Annotated in this window: 14 protein-coding genes; 7 read left to right on the plus strand and 7 right to left on the minus strand. The window is 63.9% G+C overall.

What is annotated here, in order from left to right; genetic code table 11:
* The first annotated feature begins 17 nt into the window (after positions 1–17).
* Positions 18–635 (plus strand): hypothetical protein, encoded by a 618-nt coding sequence (locus IAG41_RS00200; protein WP_187726592.1) that lies wholly within the window; start codon positions 18–20, stop codon positions 633–635.
* Between the two features lie 137 nt (positions 636–772).
* Here the strand turns inward: IAG41_RS00200 and IAG41_RS00205 are convergent, their stop codons facing one another.
* Entirely contained in the window at positions 773–1,180 is a 408-nt protein-coding gene (locus IAG41_RS00205) for a CHRD domain-containing protein (RefSeq protein WP_187726593.1), read from the minus strand.
* Positions 1,181–1,657: 477 nt separating this feature from the next.
* Complete coding sequence (locus IAG41_RS00210; protein WP_187726594.1) at positions 1,658–4,402, minus strand: protein kinase domain-containing protein; 2,745 nt, start codon at positions 4,400–4,402, stop codon at positions 1,658–1,660.
* Positions 4,403–4,536: 134 nt separating this feature from the next.
* On the opposite strand from IAG41_RS00210, the gene IAG41_RS00215 reads away from it, so the two are divergent.
* The 4 genes from IAG41_RS00215 to IAG41_RS23040 all read left to right on the plus strand — a co-directional run bounded on the left by IAG41_RS00215 (position 4,537) and on the right by IAG41_RS23040 (position 8,168).
* A complete protein-coding gene (locus IAG41_RS00215) occupies positions 4,537–5,433 on the plus strand; it encodes a hypothetical protein (protein WP_187726595.1) in 897 nt (298 codons plus the stop codon).
* Between the two features lie 98 nt (positions 5,434–5,531).
* Positions 5,532–6,578, plus strand: a complete 1,047-nt coding sequence (locus IAG41_RS00220) for a hypothetical protein (RefSeq protein WP_187726596.1) — start codon at positions 5,532–5,534, stop codon at positions 6,576–6,578.
* Between the two features lie 178 nt (positions 6,579–6,756).
* The gene (locus IAG41_RS00225; RefSeq protein WP_187726597.1) at positions 6,757–7,593 is read left to right on the plus strand and encodes a hypothetical protein; all 837 of its coding nucleotides are present in this window, start codon (positions 6,757–6,759) and stop codon (positions 7,591–7,593) included.
* 26 nt (positions 7,594–7,619) lie between these two features.
* Complete coding sequence (locus tag IAG41_RS23040; RefSeq protein ID WP_262408400.1) at positions 7,620–8,168, plus strand: hypothetical protein; 549 nt, start codon at positions 7,620–7,622, stop codon at positions 8,166–8,168.
* 256 nt (positions 8,169–8,424) lie between these two features.
* On the opposite strand, the gene IAG41_RS00235 is transcribed toward IAG41_RS23040, so the two are convergent.
* On the minus strand, positions 8,425–9,777 hold the full coding sequence (locus IAG41_RS00235) for a PEPxxWA-CTERM sorting domain-containing protein (RefSeq protein ID WP_187726598.1): 1,353 nt from the start codon (positions 9,775–9,777) through the stop codon (positions 8,425–8,427).
* A gap of 276 nt (positions 9,778–10,053) precedes the next feature.
* Between IAG41_RS00235 and IAG41_RS00240 the strand changes: the two genes are divergently transcribed.
* Together IAG41_RS00240 and IAG41_RS23045 are read left to right on the plus strand one after the other, a co-directional pair.
* Positions 10,054–11,622: a winged helix-turn-helix domain-containing protein gene (locus IAG41_RS00240; protein ID WP_187726599.1), complete on the plus strand. Its 1,569-nt coding sequence runs from the start codon at positions 10,054–10,056 to the stop codon at positions 11,620–11,622.
* A gap of 687 nt (positions 11,623–12,309) precedes the next feature.
* Positions 12,310–12,681, plus strand: a complete 372-nt coding sequence (locus tag IAG41_RS23045; protein WP_262408401.1) for a response regulator — start codon at positions 12,310–12,312, stop codon at positions 12,679–12,681.
* Positions 12,682–13,106: 425 nt separating this feature from the next.
* On the opposite strand, the gene IAG41_RS00250 is transcribed toward IAG41_RS23045, so the two are convergent.
* From IAG41_RS00250 to IAG41_RS00265, 4 genes are all read right to left on the minus strand, one after another.
* Complete coding sequence (locus IAG41_RS00250; RefSeq protein ID WP_222950447.1) at positions 13,107–13,694, minus strand: hypothetical protein; 588 nt, start codon at positions 13,692–13,694, stop codon at positions 13,107–13,109.
* Positions 13,695–14,128: 434 nt separating this feature from the next.
* Positions 14,129–14,653: a hypothetical protein gene (locus IAG41_RS00255; RefSeq protein WP_187726600.1), complete on the minus strand. Its 525-nt coding sequence runs from the start codon at positions 14,651–14,653 to the stop codon at positions 14,129–14,131.
* A 44-nt stretch (positions 14,654–14,697) separates the two neighbouring features.
* Positions 14,698–15,057 (minus strand): PilZ domain-containing protein, encoded by a 360-nt coding sequence (locus IAG41_RS00260; protein WP_187726601.1) that lies wholly within the window; start codon positions 15,055–15,057, stop codon positions 14,698–14,700.
* 31 nt (positions 15,058–15,088) lie between these two features.
* Positions 15,089–16,732, minus strand: coding sequence for a ShlB/FhaC/HecB family hemolysin secretion/activation protein (locus IAG41_RS00265; protein ID WP_187726602.1), 1,644 nt, complete (start codon positions 16,730–16,732; stop codon positions 15,089–15,091).
* Between the last annotated feature and the right edge of the window lie 137 nt (positions 16,733–16,869).

Below are 16,869 nucleotides of genomic sequence, written 5' to 3' on the forward strand. Positions count from 1 at the left end.
CTCTAAGGATCTCCAAAATGACAAAAACTGTAACGCGTCTTTTCGACAATTATTCGGATGCCACCAAAGCGGTGCGCGAGCTTGAGGGCTTGGGCATTCCGCACGGCGACCTCAGCATCGTTGCCAATGGCCGCGACCATGGCGGCGCGCGCGACGGCGATGGCGTCAACGACGGCGGCGACGTGACGCGCGGCGCTTCGACCGGTGCCGTGCTCGGGGGCGTCGGCGGTTTGCTGGCGGGACTCGGCTTGCTTGCAATCCCTGGTCTGGGTCCGATCGTCGCGGCCGGGTGGCTTGCGTCGACTGCCGTTGGCGCTGGCATCGGTGCCGCCGGTGGCGCTGCCACAGGAGGTATCGTCGGCGCGCTGAAGGACGCCGGCCATAGCGATGACGAAGCCAACGTCTATTCGGAGGGCGTCCGTCGCGGTGGCACGCTTGTAAGCGCCAAGGTGGAGGATTCCATGGCGGCAGAAGCTGAAGCGGTTCTCGAGCGAAACAAATCGATTGATGCTGCTACCCGCGGCGCAGACTATCGTCAGTCTGGCTGGTCATCATTCGATGCCAATGCGCCAGCATATTCAGAATCTGAAGTTGCGGACGAGCGTAACCGTTACACGGGGACGCCGGCCGTCTGAGTCAGCGACGGCCTGGCTCAATGCCAGGCCGTCATCAGGCCTGTCGAGTACAGCACCCCAGCGATACTGCTACGCTTCCGCTCTGCTCAGCAATCCGAAGGTTATGCCAAGAACCACAGCGAGGCGGGTTCGGAGCGCTATTTGCCCAGCTGTCCGCGGATCGCGCCCTTGGGGAAAGCCGCGTTGTGGACGTTGACATAATAGTCGCCCGGGTTCGCGGCGATCGCGGCGGAGACCTCGGCCGTCACCGGCTTGCAGCCCTCGGAGCTGCCGTTGGTCGGGGGATCGAACGGCACGACCACCGGGCCGGAGGCGCCTGCCGCGCCTTTGTGGATATGCGCCATCGTCGCGGGGTCGATGCCGGATACGGTGAGCTTGTAGCAGACCTCGTTCTTCGTCGTATCGACCGTCACGGTCGCGGCGCCGGTCCCATCGGCATCGGTATCGGCGCTGCCAGCCAGCGTCGCCTTGAGCGTTACGGGATCGGCGGCGAGCACCGGCGCGGCCACCATAGCCGCTGCGAGAGTGAGCAGGATCATGCGCATCGCGTTCCTCCTAGGTCGTGCGGGGAACCCGAGCGGGCCCGGCCGCCGTTATTGCGGCTCCGTTGTGGGCCTGGCCCAAAGGCCGGTCAATGCCGGAAGGCGCGTGCCGGCCTCGGCTGTCTCAACCATTGCGGAACGCCTGATCCCCCAAAGGCTGCATCCGCAGCCTTTGGGGGATCAGGTCGTAGTTGTGCAGAACCGCCGTTCTAGTTGAGGGGCAGCAACAGCTTTTCGGGTATCCCTTTCGCGGAAACAGCCGTGCGAGCTGCCGGGCTCAGTCAAAAATGGCAGGTGTCGCGAAAAATGACAGCTTCCGACTGTGGGCAGAGTAAAGCTGCCATTCGGTTCCCGGCCAAATCACGCCGTCGCCGGCGAACATCGTAACCACGGTTTTTGTCGCGCTTGGCGCAGTATCCGCGTTTTCCGGCCGTCTCGCCTGCCGCATGGAGATGCTTCCAATTCCAGCTCCCGTACGGATCAGTTGCGGTCGGGCAATTCGCGCCCGAGCTTGTCGAGTTGCCGTTGTTGGAACGGATCGGCGTGATCGGCGAACCCAATGCGCGCGGCCGCCAGGTGCGTGCGCGCGCTTGCCTGGTCGCCGCTTGCGAGTTTCACCCGTGCGAGGGCGAGATCGACATTGGCGCCCCATGACGGGTCGCCGACCAGTTCGCCCACCTTGGTGCGGTCGATATCGGCCAGCAAAGATATCGCCTCGGTTTCGCGTCCCGCGCCGATCAGGCAGCCCGCGACCGTCGTGCGGATCGCCATCGCCAGCGCGGTCTCGGGTCCCCGCGCCTGGCGCGCAAGCGCCAGCGCGGCGCGGGCATTGTCGAGCCCCTCGCCATACTGGCCGGCGCGGCACTGCGATTCTGCCGTGTCGGCCCGCCCGGCGACGGCCTGGAACGCTGTCGGCCCCTCATGGGCCACCGTGGCGCGCCAAACGCGCTCGCCATCTCTTGCCGCTTCCGCATAGCGTTCCACGCTGCCCAGCGCCTGCTGGCGGACGGCGACGAGCTGGAGCGTCCGCCGGTGGTCGGGACCGAAGCCCTTTTCCATCACCGGCAGGAGCGCGGTCGCGGCATCGATCACCTCGCGATTGCGCCGCTGGATGAGCAGCGCCTGGACGAGGTTCAGGCGGATATTGAGCGTGTCGGGATGGTCCTGACCCTCGAGGCGCGTGAAATCGGCGAGGAGCGGCTTGAATGCAGCCTCCGCGCTCGGGCCGTCTCCCAGACGGATATAGGTGAAGCCGACCCGCTGGCGCAGGTTGAGGCGCTGACGCGCGTCGAACGTATCGGGCAGCCGCTCAGCCTGCTCGGAGGCCTTGCGGAACGCGGTCTGAGCAGCACGGACATCCTCGCCGGCCAGTGCCAGCGAACCTTCGGCGGACGAGAACCAGACGCTGGCCTCGCCGTCCGGCCGAGGCAGGACCGAGCTGGCCGCCGCGAGCAGCTTGCGCGCCGTGGGCAGGCGCGCGGGGTCGCCGCTCAGCGCTTCCAGCTGCGCCCATTGTGACAGCATCAGGCCGCGCTCGCGTGCGCCGGCAGGGCCCGCGCGCTGGAAATCGCGATCGGCCTTGCGATACTCGTCGCGCGCGGCATCGAGATCGGTGCGCCGGTCGAAGGCGCGGGCGAGGCTGTGGTGCAGCCCTGCAGCGATCAGCGGGGCATGCGCGAAACGGCGGTCGATCTCCGCGCTCGCGCGGCGGGATGCGGCGGTGATCGTCTCGTCGGCGGTGCCCGTGCGATAGGGGTCGGCGCGGGCGAGCAGGTCATTGGCGAGGAAGTCGTAGGAGGCGCGGGCGACGGCTTCGTGCTTGCGGGCTTCGTCGCGTTGCCCGACCGCCACGATGGCGGCGGCCGAGGTGCCGATGATCCCGAGTATGGCCGCGGCGGTCGCCGTCCATACCCAGGGCCGGCGTGCGCGGCGCCGTGCCTCGAGCCGGGCAAGTGCCTCCAGCCGCGCCGTTGCCTGTGCTTTCGCTTCGGCACGCGCACGGCGCTCACCCAGGCTTTCGAGCCGCTCGACCAGTTCGGCGGCCGAACCGATGCGCTGGTCGGGATCGCCGGCAGCGGCATCGGCAATATCGCTGCGCAGCAGCGGGTCGGCGATCTCGCGCTCCCATCCGGGCGCGGGAACGCGGCCGAAATCGCCGACGGCGAGCTGGAAGAGCACGAGCCCGAGCGAGTAGATATCCGATTTGACGGTCGGTACCGCTCCCGCCGCGAGCTCTGGCGCCCGGTAGAAGGGCGTGCCCGACAGCCGGTCGCCGTCGTGTTCGACAATCGCCTCCTCGGCAAGGTCGGTGATCGCATAGGCGCTGACGGCTTCGTCATCGAGCACGCGGCCGCTGCCGAAATCGGCAAGGCGCACGCGTGATTGGCCGTCATGGGTATCGACCAGGATGTTGGCGGGCTTGATGTCCTTGTGAAGCACGCCGACGCCATGGACCGCGGCAAGCGCTCGTGCGCTGCGCACCGCGATGTCGAGCCGCTGCCCGATGGCTATCGCGCCAAGTCCTCCGGCCGCATCCGCCCAGTCGCGAAGGCTGAGCCCGGCGTCGCGGTATTCGAGGAAGAAGGGCGCCTGGGTGAAATTCCATTCGAGCAGCTGGACGAACGCACCGTCGGGCCCGAGCGCCTGGAGCAGCAGCCGTGAAAGCGCGGCCTCGCGCTTCAGGGCTCGCAACCGGTCGGGCGCGTCGGCGAACTTGAATACGCGCGTCTCGCCGGTCTTCTCGTGGCGCCCGCGCCAGACATCTCCGGCGCCGCTCTCGCCGAGCTGCTCGACCAGGCGCCATTGCGGGCGCCCGGGAACCGCATCCCCTGTGGCAAAAGCGAAACGCGGTGCCGGCTGACCGCTGAGCGTCTCGACGGTCACTGGCTGGGCGAGCCGATATCCGATGCCGGCCACGGTCTCGATCATGTCCTGATTGCGGGGGCCGAGGCGACGACGCAGCTTGGCGACTGCCGTGGGGATCGAATTCTCGACGACGTTAACACCGCTCCATACCGTGTCGAGCAGCTCATCCTTCGACACGACCTCGCCGGCGCGCAGGCACAGCTCGTGGAGCAGCTCCAGCGGCTTGGATTCGATCGCCACCGGTTGCCCGTCCACCAGCAGCGACCATCCCGCCTCGTCGAACATGGCCGTGCCGAACGTCCAGCGGCGCCGCCGCCGCCGATTGCCGTTTGTCGATCTGTCGGTCTCCGGGTCCCCCATCGGATTCTCGTGCCTTCAGAACTTCTTCATCGTGGCGTCAAGACGCCGAGCCCGCTCGGGAACATCTTCCGCATTGCGCAGGGACGCAAGTTTTATTGCGGCGCTCCTGGCGCATTCCATTCGGGAGACATGAGATGAAGGGTAAGATACTGGGCTTCACCCCATCGGCCGGCAGCGGCGCCATCGCAGGCGCCGATGGCGAGCGCTTCAGCTTCGTCGCCGCGCAGTGGCGCAGCGACAAGGCCATCACTGTTGGCGCGAGTGTCGATTTCGCACCCGTCGCGGGCGTCGCGACGGAAATCTATCCGGTAGTGGCCGCGGCACCGATTCAGGTCGGCGAGCTGGCGGCTTCGCCGGCGGTGCAGAAAGCACGCGGTTTGTTCATGACCACACTCGCGGCGCCCCTTGCCGCGCTGCTGCTGATCGCGACCTTCCTGCCGGCGATCAGCAGCCCGATATCGAGCGCGTCGCTATGGGGGATGGGCAGCCTGGCGCAGATGGTCAGCGCCAATCCCTTGCTCGCCAATGACGATGTCGCGGGCGTGCGCGAGGCCCTCCAGGAGCTCGATGCCCGCGAGACCGATCTCCGCACCAATACCGCCGGCTTCGGCGGCATGCCCATGGACAATAGTGCCGGATTGCGGATGGTCGCCAAGGAACGTGTCAATCTTCAGGCCCAGCTCTCGCGCGCGCAGTTCGCCTCGACCATTGGCGGTCTCCTGGTGATCCGCTGGCTGGTGCCGATCGGCGCGATTGCGTTGCTGGCCTTCGCGTGGATGGAGAAGAGCACGAGAGTGCTGGCGCTCGCCACCGGAGCGGCAGCGGCCGTGACTGCGGCGATCCTGTATGAATATCGCGAGGTGCTGGTCGGCAGCGGCAGCCCGGCGGGATCGATCGGGGGCATGATCTCGCGCCAGATGGGCGCGGTCGTTTCACTCGGCTTCGGGACCTATCTGATCGGGCTGTGCGGGATTGCGCTGGTCCTTGCCGGCCTCGGAATCCTCAAGAATCCGCTCGCCGCTCGCGCCTGACGGATCCGCGACCTTCTTGTCTGGCCGCGCTGGGTGTCTTCACCGCAGGCGGTCCAGACGAAGGTCGAATTCCACTTCATTGTCGAAGGAGACGCTAGATGAAATCGACATTTTTGAGCGCGAGATCGGTTTGCGCTGCTCTGCTCATCACGGCCTGCGGCGGCGGCACGCCCGACGAAGGTGGCTCCCCGGCCCAAGGCGTCGCGGCCACGAGTCAAGGCGCCGCGGCTGCTGGCACCACCACCGTTCCGCCAATGGATACGTCCCATGGGCCCGCGCTCGTGATGCCGCCGAGCTGGATGCCCGCCGACTGGGATCGGAATGTCTATCCCGGTTCCGGTGGGCCGCTCGATGCGGCAGGGGTGTTGCGCGCACGACAGAACCAGCTCGCGACGATTCCCTTCACGCTCTGGGCAGTCGCACATGACACGCTCGTGACCGAGGCTTTCCAGCCTATCTGGGTCTGGTACACGGCGATCCGCTCCTGCGACCGCGGGATCCAGATGAGCGACGACCTTGCCGGCGAGTTCGGGGATCGCGAGCGGGGCAAGGCGGCCCTGACTCAAGCCCGTACCGCGCTTAGGGCATGGGCGGCGACCCAGCCTCCGGAAATGACGCTCTATTTCCCGGCCACTCTCGGCCCATGGGACGCCGCCAGCGGCGCCTTCCAACTTCAGCAATGGGGCATCGCCACGACCCTGAAGCCCAAGGATCTCACCTTCATGGGCCCCTATCTCGACGGTGCGCGCGTCGAGTTCTGGACCGACCGGAGCGGGCAGGCGATCAATCACTTCCAGGCAGCGCTGGGCGTTCCGGAATGCCCCACGAAAGACAAGACGAAGGTCTATAAGTTCGAGCGCATGTCGCAATGGTGGGTCGTGTTCGGGGATGTCGACAGGGGCATGGGTGGCCTGCCGAACTACAAGAGCCGCGAGATGCTTCCCCCGATCAGCATGACGCGAGACGCCGCGGCGGCGTTCGCGCAGCGCAACCCGCAGCGCAAGGTCGTGGTGGCGGTGACCTTCGCGCCCGTCGGATCGAGCTTTGTGAAATATACGAACCAATCGGCGATCCGCGCCAAATTCAGGCAGGTCACGGTCTCCAATGCGCTCGATGAATCGGTGCTGGTCTCCAAGTCATATTGAAGGAAAGTCCGGGCCAAAGGTTCTGCCACAACCTATCCCGTTTTGGATCAGAAATTTTGGCTACCGGTCTTGTCTCGGGCTGTGACCGCGAAGTCTTCCGGCAAACCGGACTCACGGCCGATCTTGACAGCGGACGCAGGTTCGGGCCGATTTCCTCGCTCCAGGGGGAGAGACCATCATGCTATCGCTGTTGCCCATCTTGTTGCTCGTCGGCGCGCCGCAATCGGCGGAGACACTGACCAACGACACAATCGTCCAGCTGACATCCGTCGGGCTTGGCGATGAGGCGATCATTGCGAAGATCAAGGGAACGCCGACGGAGTTCAAGTTGTCGACCGACGACATGATCGCCCTCAAGGGTAAAGGTGTGTCCGGCCCCGTTATAGCGGCGATGCTGGGCGCCCATGCTCCCGCACCGACGATTTCCGTGGACGCGCTTGATCCGATGACGCCCCATATGGCGGGTGTGTATTTGGTCGCGCCGTCGAAAATGCTTCGGATGGACGCCACGGCGACGAACCAGGCGAAGACCGGGGGAATCCTGGGGTTCGCGCTGACGGGCGGCATTGCCTCGATGAGCGTCAAGGCTTCCGTATCCAACGAAACCTCGCGCTATCCGACGGTGGACCGAAAGCCCGTCTTCTATTTCTTCTTCGATGAGTCGAACGGTGGCACCGCACAGGGCAGCACCTGGCTTGCCGGCTCGGCCAGCGTGGTGACCTCGCCGAATGAATTCACCCTAATCCATCTGGACAAGAAGAAGGGCAGGCGGGAGGCCCGCGTGGGAAGCCGAAACATCGGTGGGATGAAGACCGGCGTGATGGACAAGGATCGCATCGAGTTCGACTACGAGCTCGTTCGGACCGGCGTCTATCGCGCCGTCTCGCGTGCCCCGCTTGAGCCGGGTGAATATGGCTTCATCTATTCGGTTGCCGGCAGCGGCGCGAATGGGGCTCTATCGGCCAAGATTTATGATTTCACCGTGACCGGCTCCGGCAAAAGGGGCACGGACTAAGCTTGGTGACATGCTGCCGATTTCAGATGCCGGAGGTGCACGGGCACACGAGTATTGCGATCATGCCCTCTCGCGATTCTGATCCCTTTCGCGTCGTGGAAGCGCAGCTGGCGGCTACACGAGACGAAGCGACGGAGGGACCGCATTCGCCGATGGGTCAAGGCGGCGGCACTTCTTGGCGGGGTGGGGTAATCGGCGCTGCGGTCGGTGTCTTTTCTGCGGCGCCGCCGATTGCGCGGCAGTTTGATATTGGTGGGACGTTCGACGGATGCCGGATGGTCGCCGGCGACACGCTGCGCTGTGGCGGCGAGCGTATCCGCCTCTTGGCGATCGATGCGCCGGAGCCGCCGGGACATTGCCGGCCCGGGCGGGCGGGCGCGCCCGGCGATCCGGTTGCACCGAGCGAGAACCTTGGCGCGGGCCTTGTCGGCAGGAAAGCTGCCGGTCAGCAATCGGCCCACAAGCTGCGGACTGGTTTCGAAATAAGCCGCCAGTCGGCAATGCGCCCCAATTTCGGCCATTCCGAACCCGCCCGACCGAACCTGAAAGCCGCCATTCGTTCATGCGGCAGATGATGGCTGAGGTTGGGACAAAGCGGCCATTCCTTGGGACCCAACTGTATGACGGCTTCCGGCACACAAGCTGCCGGTCACTTAACGAACCAATTCCAGCCGTTCGGCAAATCAGTGGGGCATCCCAAAACCAGCGTTTCGAGAAGCGATGCAGTCCCGTTTCTTCATCTTCGATAGAGGCCTGGTATGCCCGTCGGATCGATCAGGCGAGAGAGGCTGCTCCGGGGTGCGGCTTTGCCTCTGCCCCGGAGCCCATCCATCAAGCAAGAGCGAGACGTGCTTTCCTGCGTCGAATGGCGATTCCAGCGACGGCGAAGCCTGAGAGCAGTATCGTCCAGCTGGCCGGTTCGGGTACGGCGGCGTTGAACGTGCTGCCGGCCAGCACATATTGGCCGATTTGTTGGCCCAACTGCAGGCCGGCCTCATTGTCGAAGCGGAAATGAATGCCGCCCCATAGGCGGCTGTTGGCGCCGTCGAGCGCGGCCTGCTGTAGCCCGGTGAAGCTGCGCGTCTCCGCGCCGATCGAGAAGGTGAAGCCCTCATCGTCCCCGAAAACCGCGCTCAGCACGGTAGCGCCCGCCCCGGAGAGGAAGGAATGTGCGGAAGGGTAGCTGGGATGATTTGGGGTGGTGAACAACGGTGACCAGGTCGGATCGGGATCGATCGAGCCCTCCCGGATCGCCGTGACCGGCCGCCAGAAGGCATAGTCATATTTCGCGTAGAAGCCTGCAATGGCCGCATCGGCGAGACCGGTACTGAGCAGTGCGAAGTCGCGCGCATAGTCGATCGTCGAATCGCCTTCGTCCGCCGCAATGATCAGCCCGATCCTCACCCAGGTCGAGCCGTTGGCCGTGTCCCAGAACAAGGCGCTTGCGGTCTGGTCGGCGGTACGGGTCGCGCTGGTCGCGGAACCGAGGTCGCGCACCTCGGCGAGCGCAGCGGCATATTCCGGCGTGTCGAGTCCGGGCGGCGGTCCTGGTTCGAACTGGTCGGCCGAATCGATGAGGAACGGCGTGACCCCGCCCCATTGTGGGAAGGCAGCCGGTGCGGGCGACGTCGGCTTCCAGTTACCCGGCAGGCCGGTCGGCACATAGGGCACCACCGCGGCCGACCCGTCGCCGGTCCGCTGCGCGATGATCGCCTGCGCAAAGGCGGCCCCCGTCGCTATGCCCTGGCTTTGCGCGGCGGGATTGGTCACCAGCGACATGCTCAGATTCAAAGCGGTCTGGTAGTCGGCAATATGTGCCGGATCGCTCGCGGCAAGCACCTCATAGGCTGCCTCGGACACCGCGGCGCGCATGTCCCCTCCTGAACCGCTGACCCCGGTCAGGTATGAATGGTTGGGATTTCCAAGCAGCGAATTGGCAGCGTCGTGCATCGCGATGTTCATCATCGCCAGAACCCGGGTCTGCGCCGGCGGTCCATTGGCGAGCAATGCAGTGGCTCGCTCGTTCCAATAGAGTATCGGGTCGCTCGTATAGTCGATCGATTGCGCGTGGACCTGCTGGGACAGCATCAGGGCCGCCGCAAAGGTCGCGGCCATGGCCACCCCCTTGCTGGTCGAGCTTCTCCGCGCGAGCGCGGCTTCCGCCGCCGAACGCAGTCTCGTCATGGCTCATCTCCTTGCCTGTGGCAGGCAGGACTGTCTTCGCGATTCGCCTTTCGCTCTAGGATCGCGGCCTGATTTCTGCCCGGGGAATTCCTGACTTTTCACCGATGGCGACGAGATTTGCGCCGCCCGCCTTGGATCCTGGGAAGATCAAACAGGAAGGGCGCGTCGATCTAACACTACGCATCACCCACAATTGCCATTCGATGTGACAACTATGCTTTGGCGAAGAAAATTGGAGAGGACTAAAAGCACTAAGATTTCCGCTTGGGGATTGCGATGCTCGAACACGGCAAGGTCGATCTTGCGCACGAGCCGGAATTCATTCTGGGGCGGCTCACCGGCTCACCCTGGCGACGCGAATTGGTCCGCGATGACGGCGCCCGCGAGCTGCTCGAGCACCGCGTTATGCAGGTGCTCATCGTGCTGGTGCGTGCACGCGGCACGATCGTCACGCGCGACGAGTTGGCATTTTCCTGCTGGGACGGAAGAAGCGTCAGCGAAGACGCGATCAACCGGGTGATGTTCCGTTTGCGTAAACTCGCCTCAGGCGTCGGAACCGGCTCGTTCAGGCTGGAGACGGTCACAAAGCTTGGTTACCGCCTGGTCGCGGAAGGGGGTGAGGATGATGCAACCGCGTTGCCGTCACCCGCGCGACAGTTGGCGGGAGCAGCAGGCCCCTTGGAAGGAACATCCGGTGCGATGAGCCGACGCGGGCTCGCGCTTGCCGCGACAAGTGGCCTGATAGCGGCAATTGGCGGCAAGTTGCTCTACGACCGGCTCATCCCGGCGCGCGCGCCTCCGGAACTCGAGCGGCTCATGAGCGAAGCGCAGCAGCTGGCCGAACAGAATACGGACGAAGGCCAGTACCAAGCGATCGGCCTTTTGCGTCGAGTAGTGGCCACGGTACCCGATTATGCGGAAGGGTGGGGAAGACTGGGAATCGCCTATGCGGTTCCCTCCCACTATCGCGAACGGCCCGAAGCGCTTGAGATGCGCCGCCGAGCGGAGGCCGCTGGGCGCCGGGCGCTCGCGCTCGATCCCGGCAATGCCTATGGCGAACTCGCGCTTGGCATCGCCGTGCCCTTTGTCGGCTACTGGATGGCCCGCGACCAGCATTTCGATCGTGCCCGGCAGGACCTTCCCGACGACGACACGGTTCTGCTCTACCGCGCCGTGCAGGCGATATTCGTCGGCCGGTCCTCCGCTGCGGTGCCGCTCTACGAACGCATTAAGAGGCATCCCTTCACGCCCGCCACATACAACAACTATATCCAGGCTCTTTGGTGCGCAGGCCGCATCGAGGAAACGGAACGGGCGCTCGAAGACGCTGCCTCGCTCTACCCGACCCAGGCAACCTTATGGTTCGCCCATTTCAACATCTGTCTCTTCGGTGGCCGGCCCGGCGCCGCCCTGCAGTTGGCGCAGAATCCCGAGGGAAGGCCGGATATGTCGCAAGGCGAATTGGCGGAACTGGCCGCACAGGCCCGGGCCATCGAGAGCCGCGATCCGCGCGAGGCAAAAGCGCTTATGGCGGTGCAGGCCGAGGGAGCACGACGGTCCGCCAGGCAGGCCCAATATGCCATACGCCTGGCGGGAGCGCTCGGCCGGCTCGATGATGCTTTCGCGATTGCCAATGCTTACTATTTCAGCCGGGGCTATGCGGTTCCCGACTTTCCCAAGCCGGGCAGCAGCGTGTCGCCCGATCAGCGTCAGACGCGGCTCCTGTTCGAGCCTCAGATGGCAGAATTGCGAAAGGATCCACGCTTCGCGAGACTGATCGAGGAGATCGGGCTCGCGCGTTATTGGCGGGAATCTGGAACTCAGCCGGACTTCCAGAACGTCTAGCCCGCTTGGGTCGGGTTTGCGGTTACGTCGCAGCGCCAGATCCGGCGTCGCCACCTCGCGGTCTACGTTCGTTTCCAGCGCCACCAGTTGAAAGGAATTCGCTTGTCCCTCGGGTCCGTTCCGGGCCTCGCGAGCGCAATGCCTGGCGCTCGAGGTGAAACTCGCGGCACGGCCGACGAGGCCGAGATGCTGGCCCGGCGCGCGCCGGACGGAGATTTCAGCAAGGCCACCAACGAACCGGGCAACCTTGGGCGTCCGCTCGCTATGATTAAGGACGCGCACCACTTCTATCCGCTACGGCCCAAGCCCAGCCTCGATACCGCTCTCAATGATCGGCGCCCCGGGGGCCGCGGCAGAGCCAGCACAAGCTCATTACAATCATTGCCCCAGACAAGGTGCATCGCGGGCGTGCGAGACGCGCTCTTCGAGGCGAGCTGCAAGGCTCAATCCAGAAAGCCATCGGGTTCGGCTGGTGACCGAGCAAGGCACGGCCATGGAAAGCGCAGCGGCTGTTCGTCCCTGGCGGTCCAGGCGGCGAGCGGAGATGCAGGGCGCGAGGTAGTCCACGCTAATCATTCCGACCTTGCGGAACTCTCGCATTGTGTCCAAGTTGTTGCTGACAGTGATGTCAGGGAGCGAGTGTCTCTGTCGTCCGAACTTCGGTCGGAGACAATCGTGGAGAAATCGTTGTTGCTGCTCGTCGAGGACGAGCCGCTAGTAGCAGAAGTGGCGCAAGCCGCACTCACGGAGGGTGGCTACGAGGTCCAGTGGGCGGCCAGCGGCGCCGAGGCGATGGCGATGCTGGTCGAGCGCGCAGACGCGGTTGTCGGGCTGGTCACTGACATACGTCTCGGTTCAGGCATAGATGGCTGGGAAATCGCGCGGACCGCGCGGGAAATGAAAGCTGAAATTGCCGTTGTCTATATGACAGGTGATAGCGCTGCCGACTGGGCTGCGATGGGCGTGCCCAAAAGCACGCTGATCCAAAAGCCATTTGCGGTGGCTCAAATCGTCACAGCGATCTCGGCACTTTTGAACCGGGCGGGGCAAAGCGCTTAGCAAAATTCTCTCGGCTGTGGCGGAATGGCTATCCACATGCCGACAGCGATCCGAGTCCGGACGATCCCTAGCGAACTTTACTAGGCTGGCAGCCAATGCCGCGGCGGCGGCAGAATAGCTGGGGAGTTCAAGCAGGATGTCCGGCACCGCACCGTCAGAACCGAAATCGCTACGGTCGCGAAGGCCTTGCCTCGGAGGTCGCCGTAGCTGGGTTGGCAATGGTGCAGTGGTGTCTCGGTCTGAGTGACCGGGCTGAGGTTTGTAATGTCCGCCACTGGGCGTTAGCTGCCGTCTGCTCGATCGTCTGCGCGAATGGCCGGAAGATTTCGCGCGAACTCGGCCCGAAGGGCATTACCGTCATTCCAAAGTGCGAAAGGCGGTGAGAGGTTTTCTCACCGCCTTTCGGGCTGTCGGATCTGTAGGCCTTAGGGATGCAGGTCTCGCAGCCTTCCGCCAATCGCGCCGCCGACGCTACCCACGAAAGCGCCGATGATCAGCGAGAGACCGCCGAAGCCGGCGAATGCGGCAGCGGCCTTTCTTGCCGCATCGACAGTTTCCGCGGTTACGGTCGCGTCGACCGGGTTCGCGGCGAGGCTCGACAATGCTGTCGCTGCGACGGCGACCGCCGCCATCAGCACAGTCGCAGTTGCCCAGGTCAGGAACCCATGGGCTGTATCGCGAAACAGTATCTCGTCACTGTATAGACCGTGCCAGCGGACACGGAGCCTGCCGGCAAGATACCCGCCCAGAGCTGCGGAAAACCACTGCGTGGCGATAAGCCAGATTCCAGCTTCGATGGTAAAGGTGGTCGCGCGCGCACCTACGCCGGGCCAGGGAGAAACCGATGCAAGGCCGAATGCCGAGCCGAGCGCCATCAGAGCCAGGGTTAGAGCGATCGCGCCAACGGTGCCCGCCGCAATGGCCGACCAGGAAAGTGCCGAGCCGCCCGCGTTTTCGGGAGCGCCGATCGGATAAAGGACGGGATCAACGGAACTTTGGGGATGGATTGCCATGATCAATGCCAGAACAAGAGGAGAAGGATGATGATGGGCAACGGAATGCCCAATAGCCACAGCAGAACACCTTTTCCCATAATCTCTCCTCGAGTTGCCGGTGACTTCCCGGTTGTAGGCGCAACGTGTTGTGACGCGGGGAGTTCCTGCGTATCGACTTCGTTCAGAGACGCGAATGCAGGGTCGTGAGGGGGGCAGCGTGCCGCGTTTCGAACCCTCGCGGAATGGTCATATTATTGGCGGGACGTTTCTTGGCGATGCGCTTGCGTGTCTTGCGACCGCGCCGCCGTCCAAATTTGAAAATGTTCGGCAAAGGGTGCCCGCACCCGATACCGATCCGGCGCGCGTCGTGCGAAATCCAAATCTAGGTCGGAGACGTGCGCTGGTGAATATTGTGGGCAACGAGGCGATCCCGTTTCGGGGGGCGACGCGATCTAGTTGAGTGGTTCGCCAGGACGGGTTGGCTCGTCCCCGGTCGAGGGGACAAACTCCGATCCATCAACTGGCAACGCGGATGTTGGGCCCTGGCCCGTGTCAAAGGCATTGGGCGAAGATGGGGTCTCAACTCGCGTCTGGCTTAGCGTGGGTTCGAGCGCTTCCGTCCGCGCTTCTGTCGCGATTGGCTGAATAACCAGGTTTTGATCAAGGCCATCTTCAGGCAAATTGGCATCGACACCCTCGATCACGCCGTTGGAGATAGATGCATCCTCAATGGGGGCAGGAGGCGGTGCCATCCAAACCGAATATCCGGAGGCGCTCGTGCTCGAGTACACAGCGACGGGGGTTGTCGCCGCCTCGGAATGCAGATCCGCAGACCGCTCGGGCCGTTTCTGCTGCTTGTAGAACGAGAAGGCGCCTGAATCGGCATAGTTCGCAAGCCCGACCCCGCTAAGAACGGCGAGGCCTAGCAACCCTGCAGTCAATGCGGAGGCTTTCCAGCCTTTCGCGACGCGTTTCATGAGACGACGAACGGCTTGCCACCGCAAGCGTTCCCCCGGAGAATCTAGCCGGCCAGTCGACCTACATCACTATCTGAGATTGACTGCTCAAAATGCACGCCAAATATATGCTTTTTCGTCCAAACTATGCGGCCTTTTATCAGGAATACCTCCGAAGAAAGCATCACGGAGGCGCCCACTTCCAGTCGTGCGCTGGCGTGCATGCGCGCCCCGGACCGAGAAAGATCCAAGATGTGCGCCCGGGTGTCCCCTTCGGCGGTTCCGATCGTGATGCACTGAAACGCCTTGCGCCGTGGGGCGCCCCGCGGTTTCAACGCGTTATCGCCGAGGGCAAAGGTAACCATCAGCGAAATCGACCCCTGTTTCTGACTTTTTGCACCTGCAGAACCAGAATCGTTGGTCATGGGTTCCTCAAATTGACGGTGAGCGCTGCGTTCAGAACGATCGCACCAATCGGAAACTCAGCTTGGGCGACCTGTTGCCTGTGTCGTAGCGCGGACCCGAGAGCGGGACTGCCACTTCCAGCGTCACCCCAAGGTTTTTGGCTATATCGGCCCGCTGCCCAGCACCGGCGGAGCTTAAGCTGCCGCCGCCAAACCCGGATCTCAGATTGCTCACACTGCCCGCGTCGGCGAAAGCGTAGATCTGCGCTCGCTTGATTATCGCGGGAGGGTTTTTCCAGAGGTAACGGATCTCGACCATGCCCATTGCGCCTTGGTCCCCCGTTCGCTCGCTCCAATCGTATCCGCGTAGAAAACTCGTGCCCCCCAGGCCTGTTTCCTCGGCAATGAGAAGCGGGCGCGTAGCCAGCTGGCTCTGCACCGCGACGCGGAAACTGAAGTCGCGCCCTAGACCCTTCGTCCAGTCTGCCCAGGCGTTGAAAGAGGTGAAAGACCCGTCCGCATCGAAGCGCGACGCCATCGGATCCCTTGCCCGGGTCGCGCCCAGGATGCCGAGGCCCTGAGAGAGAGTGGTGCTGACGCGAAGCCTGCCGCCGCCAATATTACCATAGCCGTAGAGCGTCGCGCGCGCGGTTGCGATTCTGTCGTGGCGGACCCTAGTCTGATCCCGCCACTGGTCGAGATTGCGCAGTCCGAGCTCGCTTTCGAGCCAAAGGCTAGCGGTGCGGCGGCGCCAGAGTGGTCGCAGCACGCTCGCTCCGACAAACCAGCTTCGGCTTTCCAGGTTAAGCCGGTCGAGATAGGCGCCTGGCCGCGCGATCGAGCCGGAGGCGGTAAGGGCCAATTCCGTACCATCGTCAGCGATACGCTTGCCGTAGCGGGCCCGACCAAACTGGAGCTCGCGCGGTTCCACAGGGGTCCCGGAATAGGTGAGGATTAGGGCATCGTTCGAGAAGAGGACTCTGTTCAGGTCTACGTCGAAGCGAATCTGTTCGGGGCCGATTGGCCTGGTGCCCTCGTTCGAAAACGTGGCCGTCGCGGCAATCTGGTCGGTGGTGACACGAACGACTAGGATGCCGCGTTCGCGTTCGCGCACGTATCGCGTGCTGCGCACCACTACTCCGTCAATGTCCCCGGCGATCAACAGCCTGCGTTCGACATCGTCAAGGCGCGCGGCCTTGCCGTTGACCAACGGATCGAGCGCAGCTCGAACTGCGGCGTTGCTTTCCCCGTCGAACCGAATTTCGTCAATTCGGCCTTCATCGATGCTGACGTGAAGGACTCCATTTTGAATGCGCTGCACCGGGATCCAGGCCGACCCGAAGACAAATCCGCGCGCGCGCATGCGATCCGCTATTGCCGTCGCTAGCGTCGCAAGATCCGCGGGCCCCAATCTCTCCCCAACTCGCTCCGCGACGATGTCTGCGAAATCGGCCGGCCCCAGACTCTTTAACCCGTCGAGGGCAATAGCGCCCGCCAGAACCGTGGCCCTGGATTCCGATGCACCGCTCGGCGCGTCGACCTCGATGCGTGCAGCCGGCTCGGTGTCTTTCGTTTCATCGGGAACTCGATCGCGAGATGCTGCGCTGGGTTCCACCCTGTCCAGCACGTTCTGCGCCACAGCGGGCTGCCCTGCCAGCAGTACCGCGACAAGGAGGATTCGAGTAACGAGGAACACGGCTGGACGCATAGTGGCACCTGAACAAGGAACCCGCTTCTTGCGACCAAGCCATTACGAAATCGTAAGTTCTTCAAGGAATTAACCAGTTCCACGAACACTGCCGAAATGACTGAAGCTTATCGCCGGCCATTCAA

It is taken from the genome of Sphingomonas sp. JC676, assembly GCF_014489075.1.
In the GTDB taxonomy this organism is placed as follows: domain Bacteria; phylum Pseudomonadota; class Alphaproteobacteria; order Sphingomonadales; family Sphingomonadaceae; genus Sphingomonas.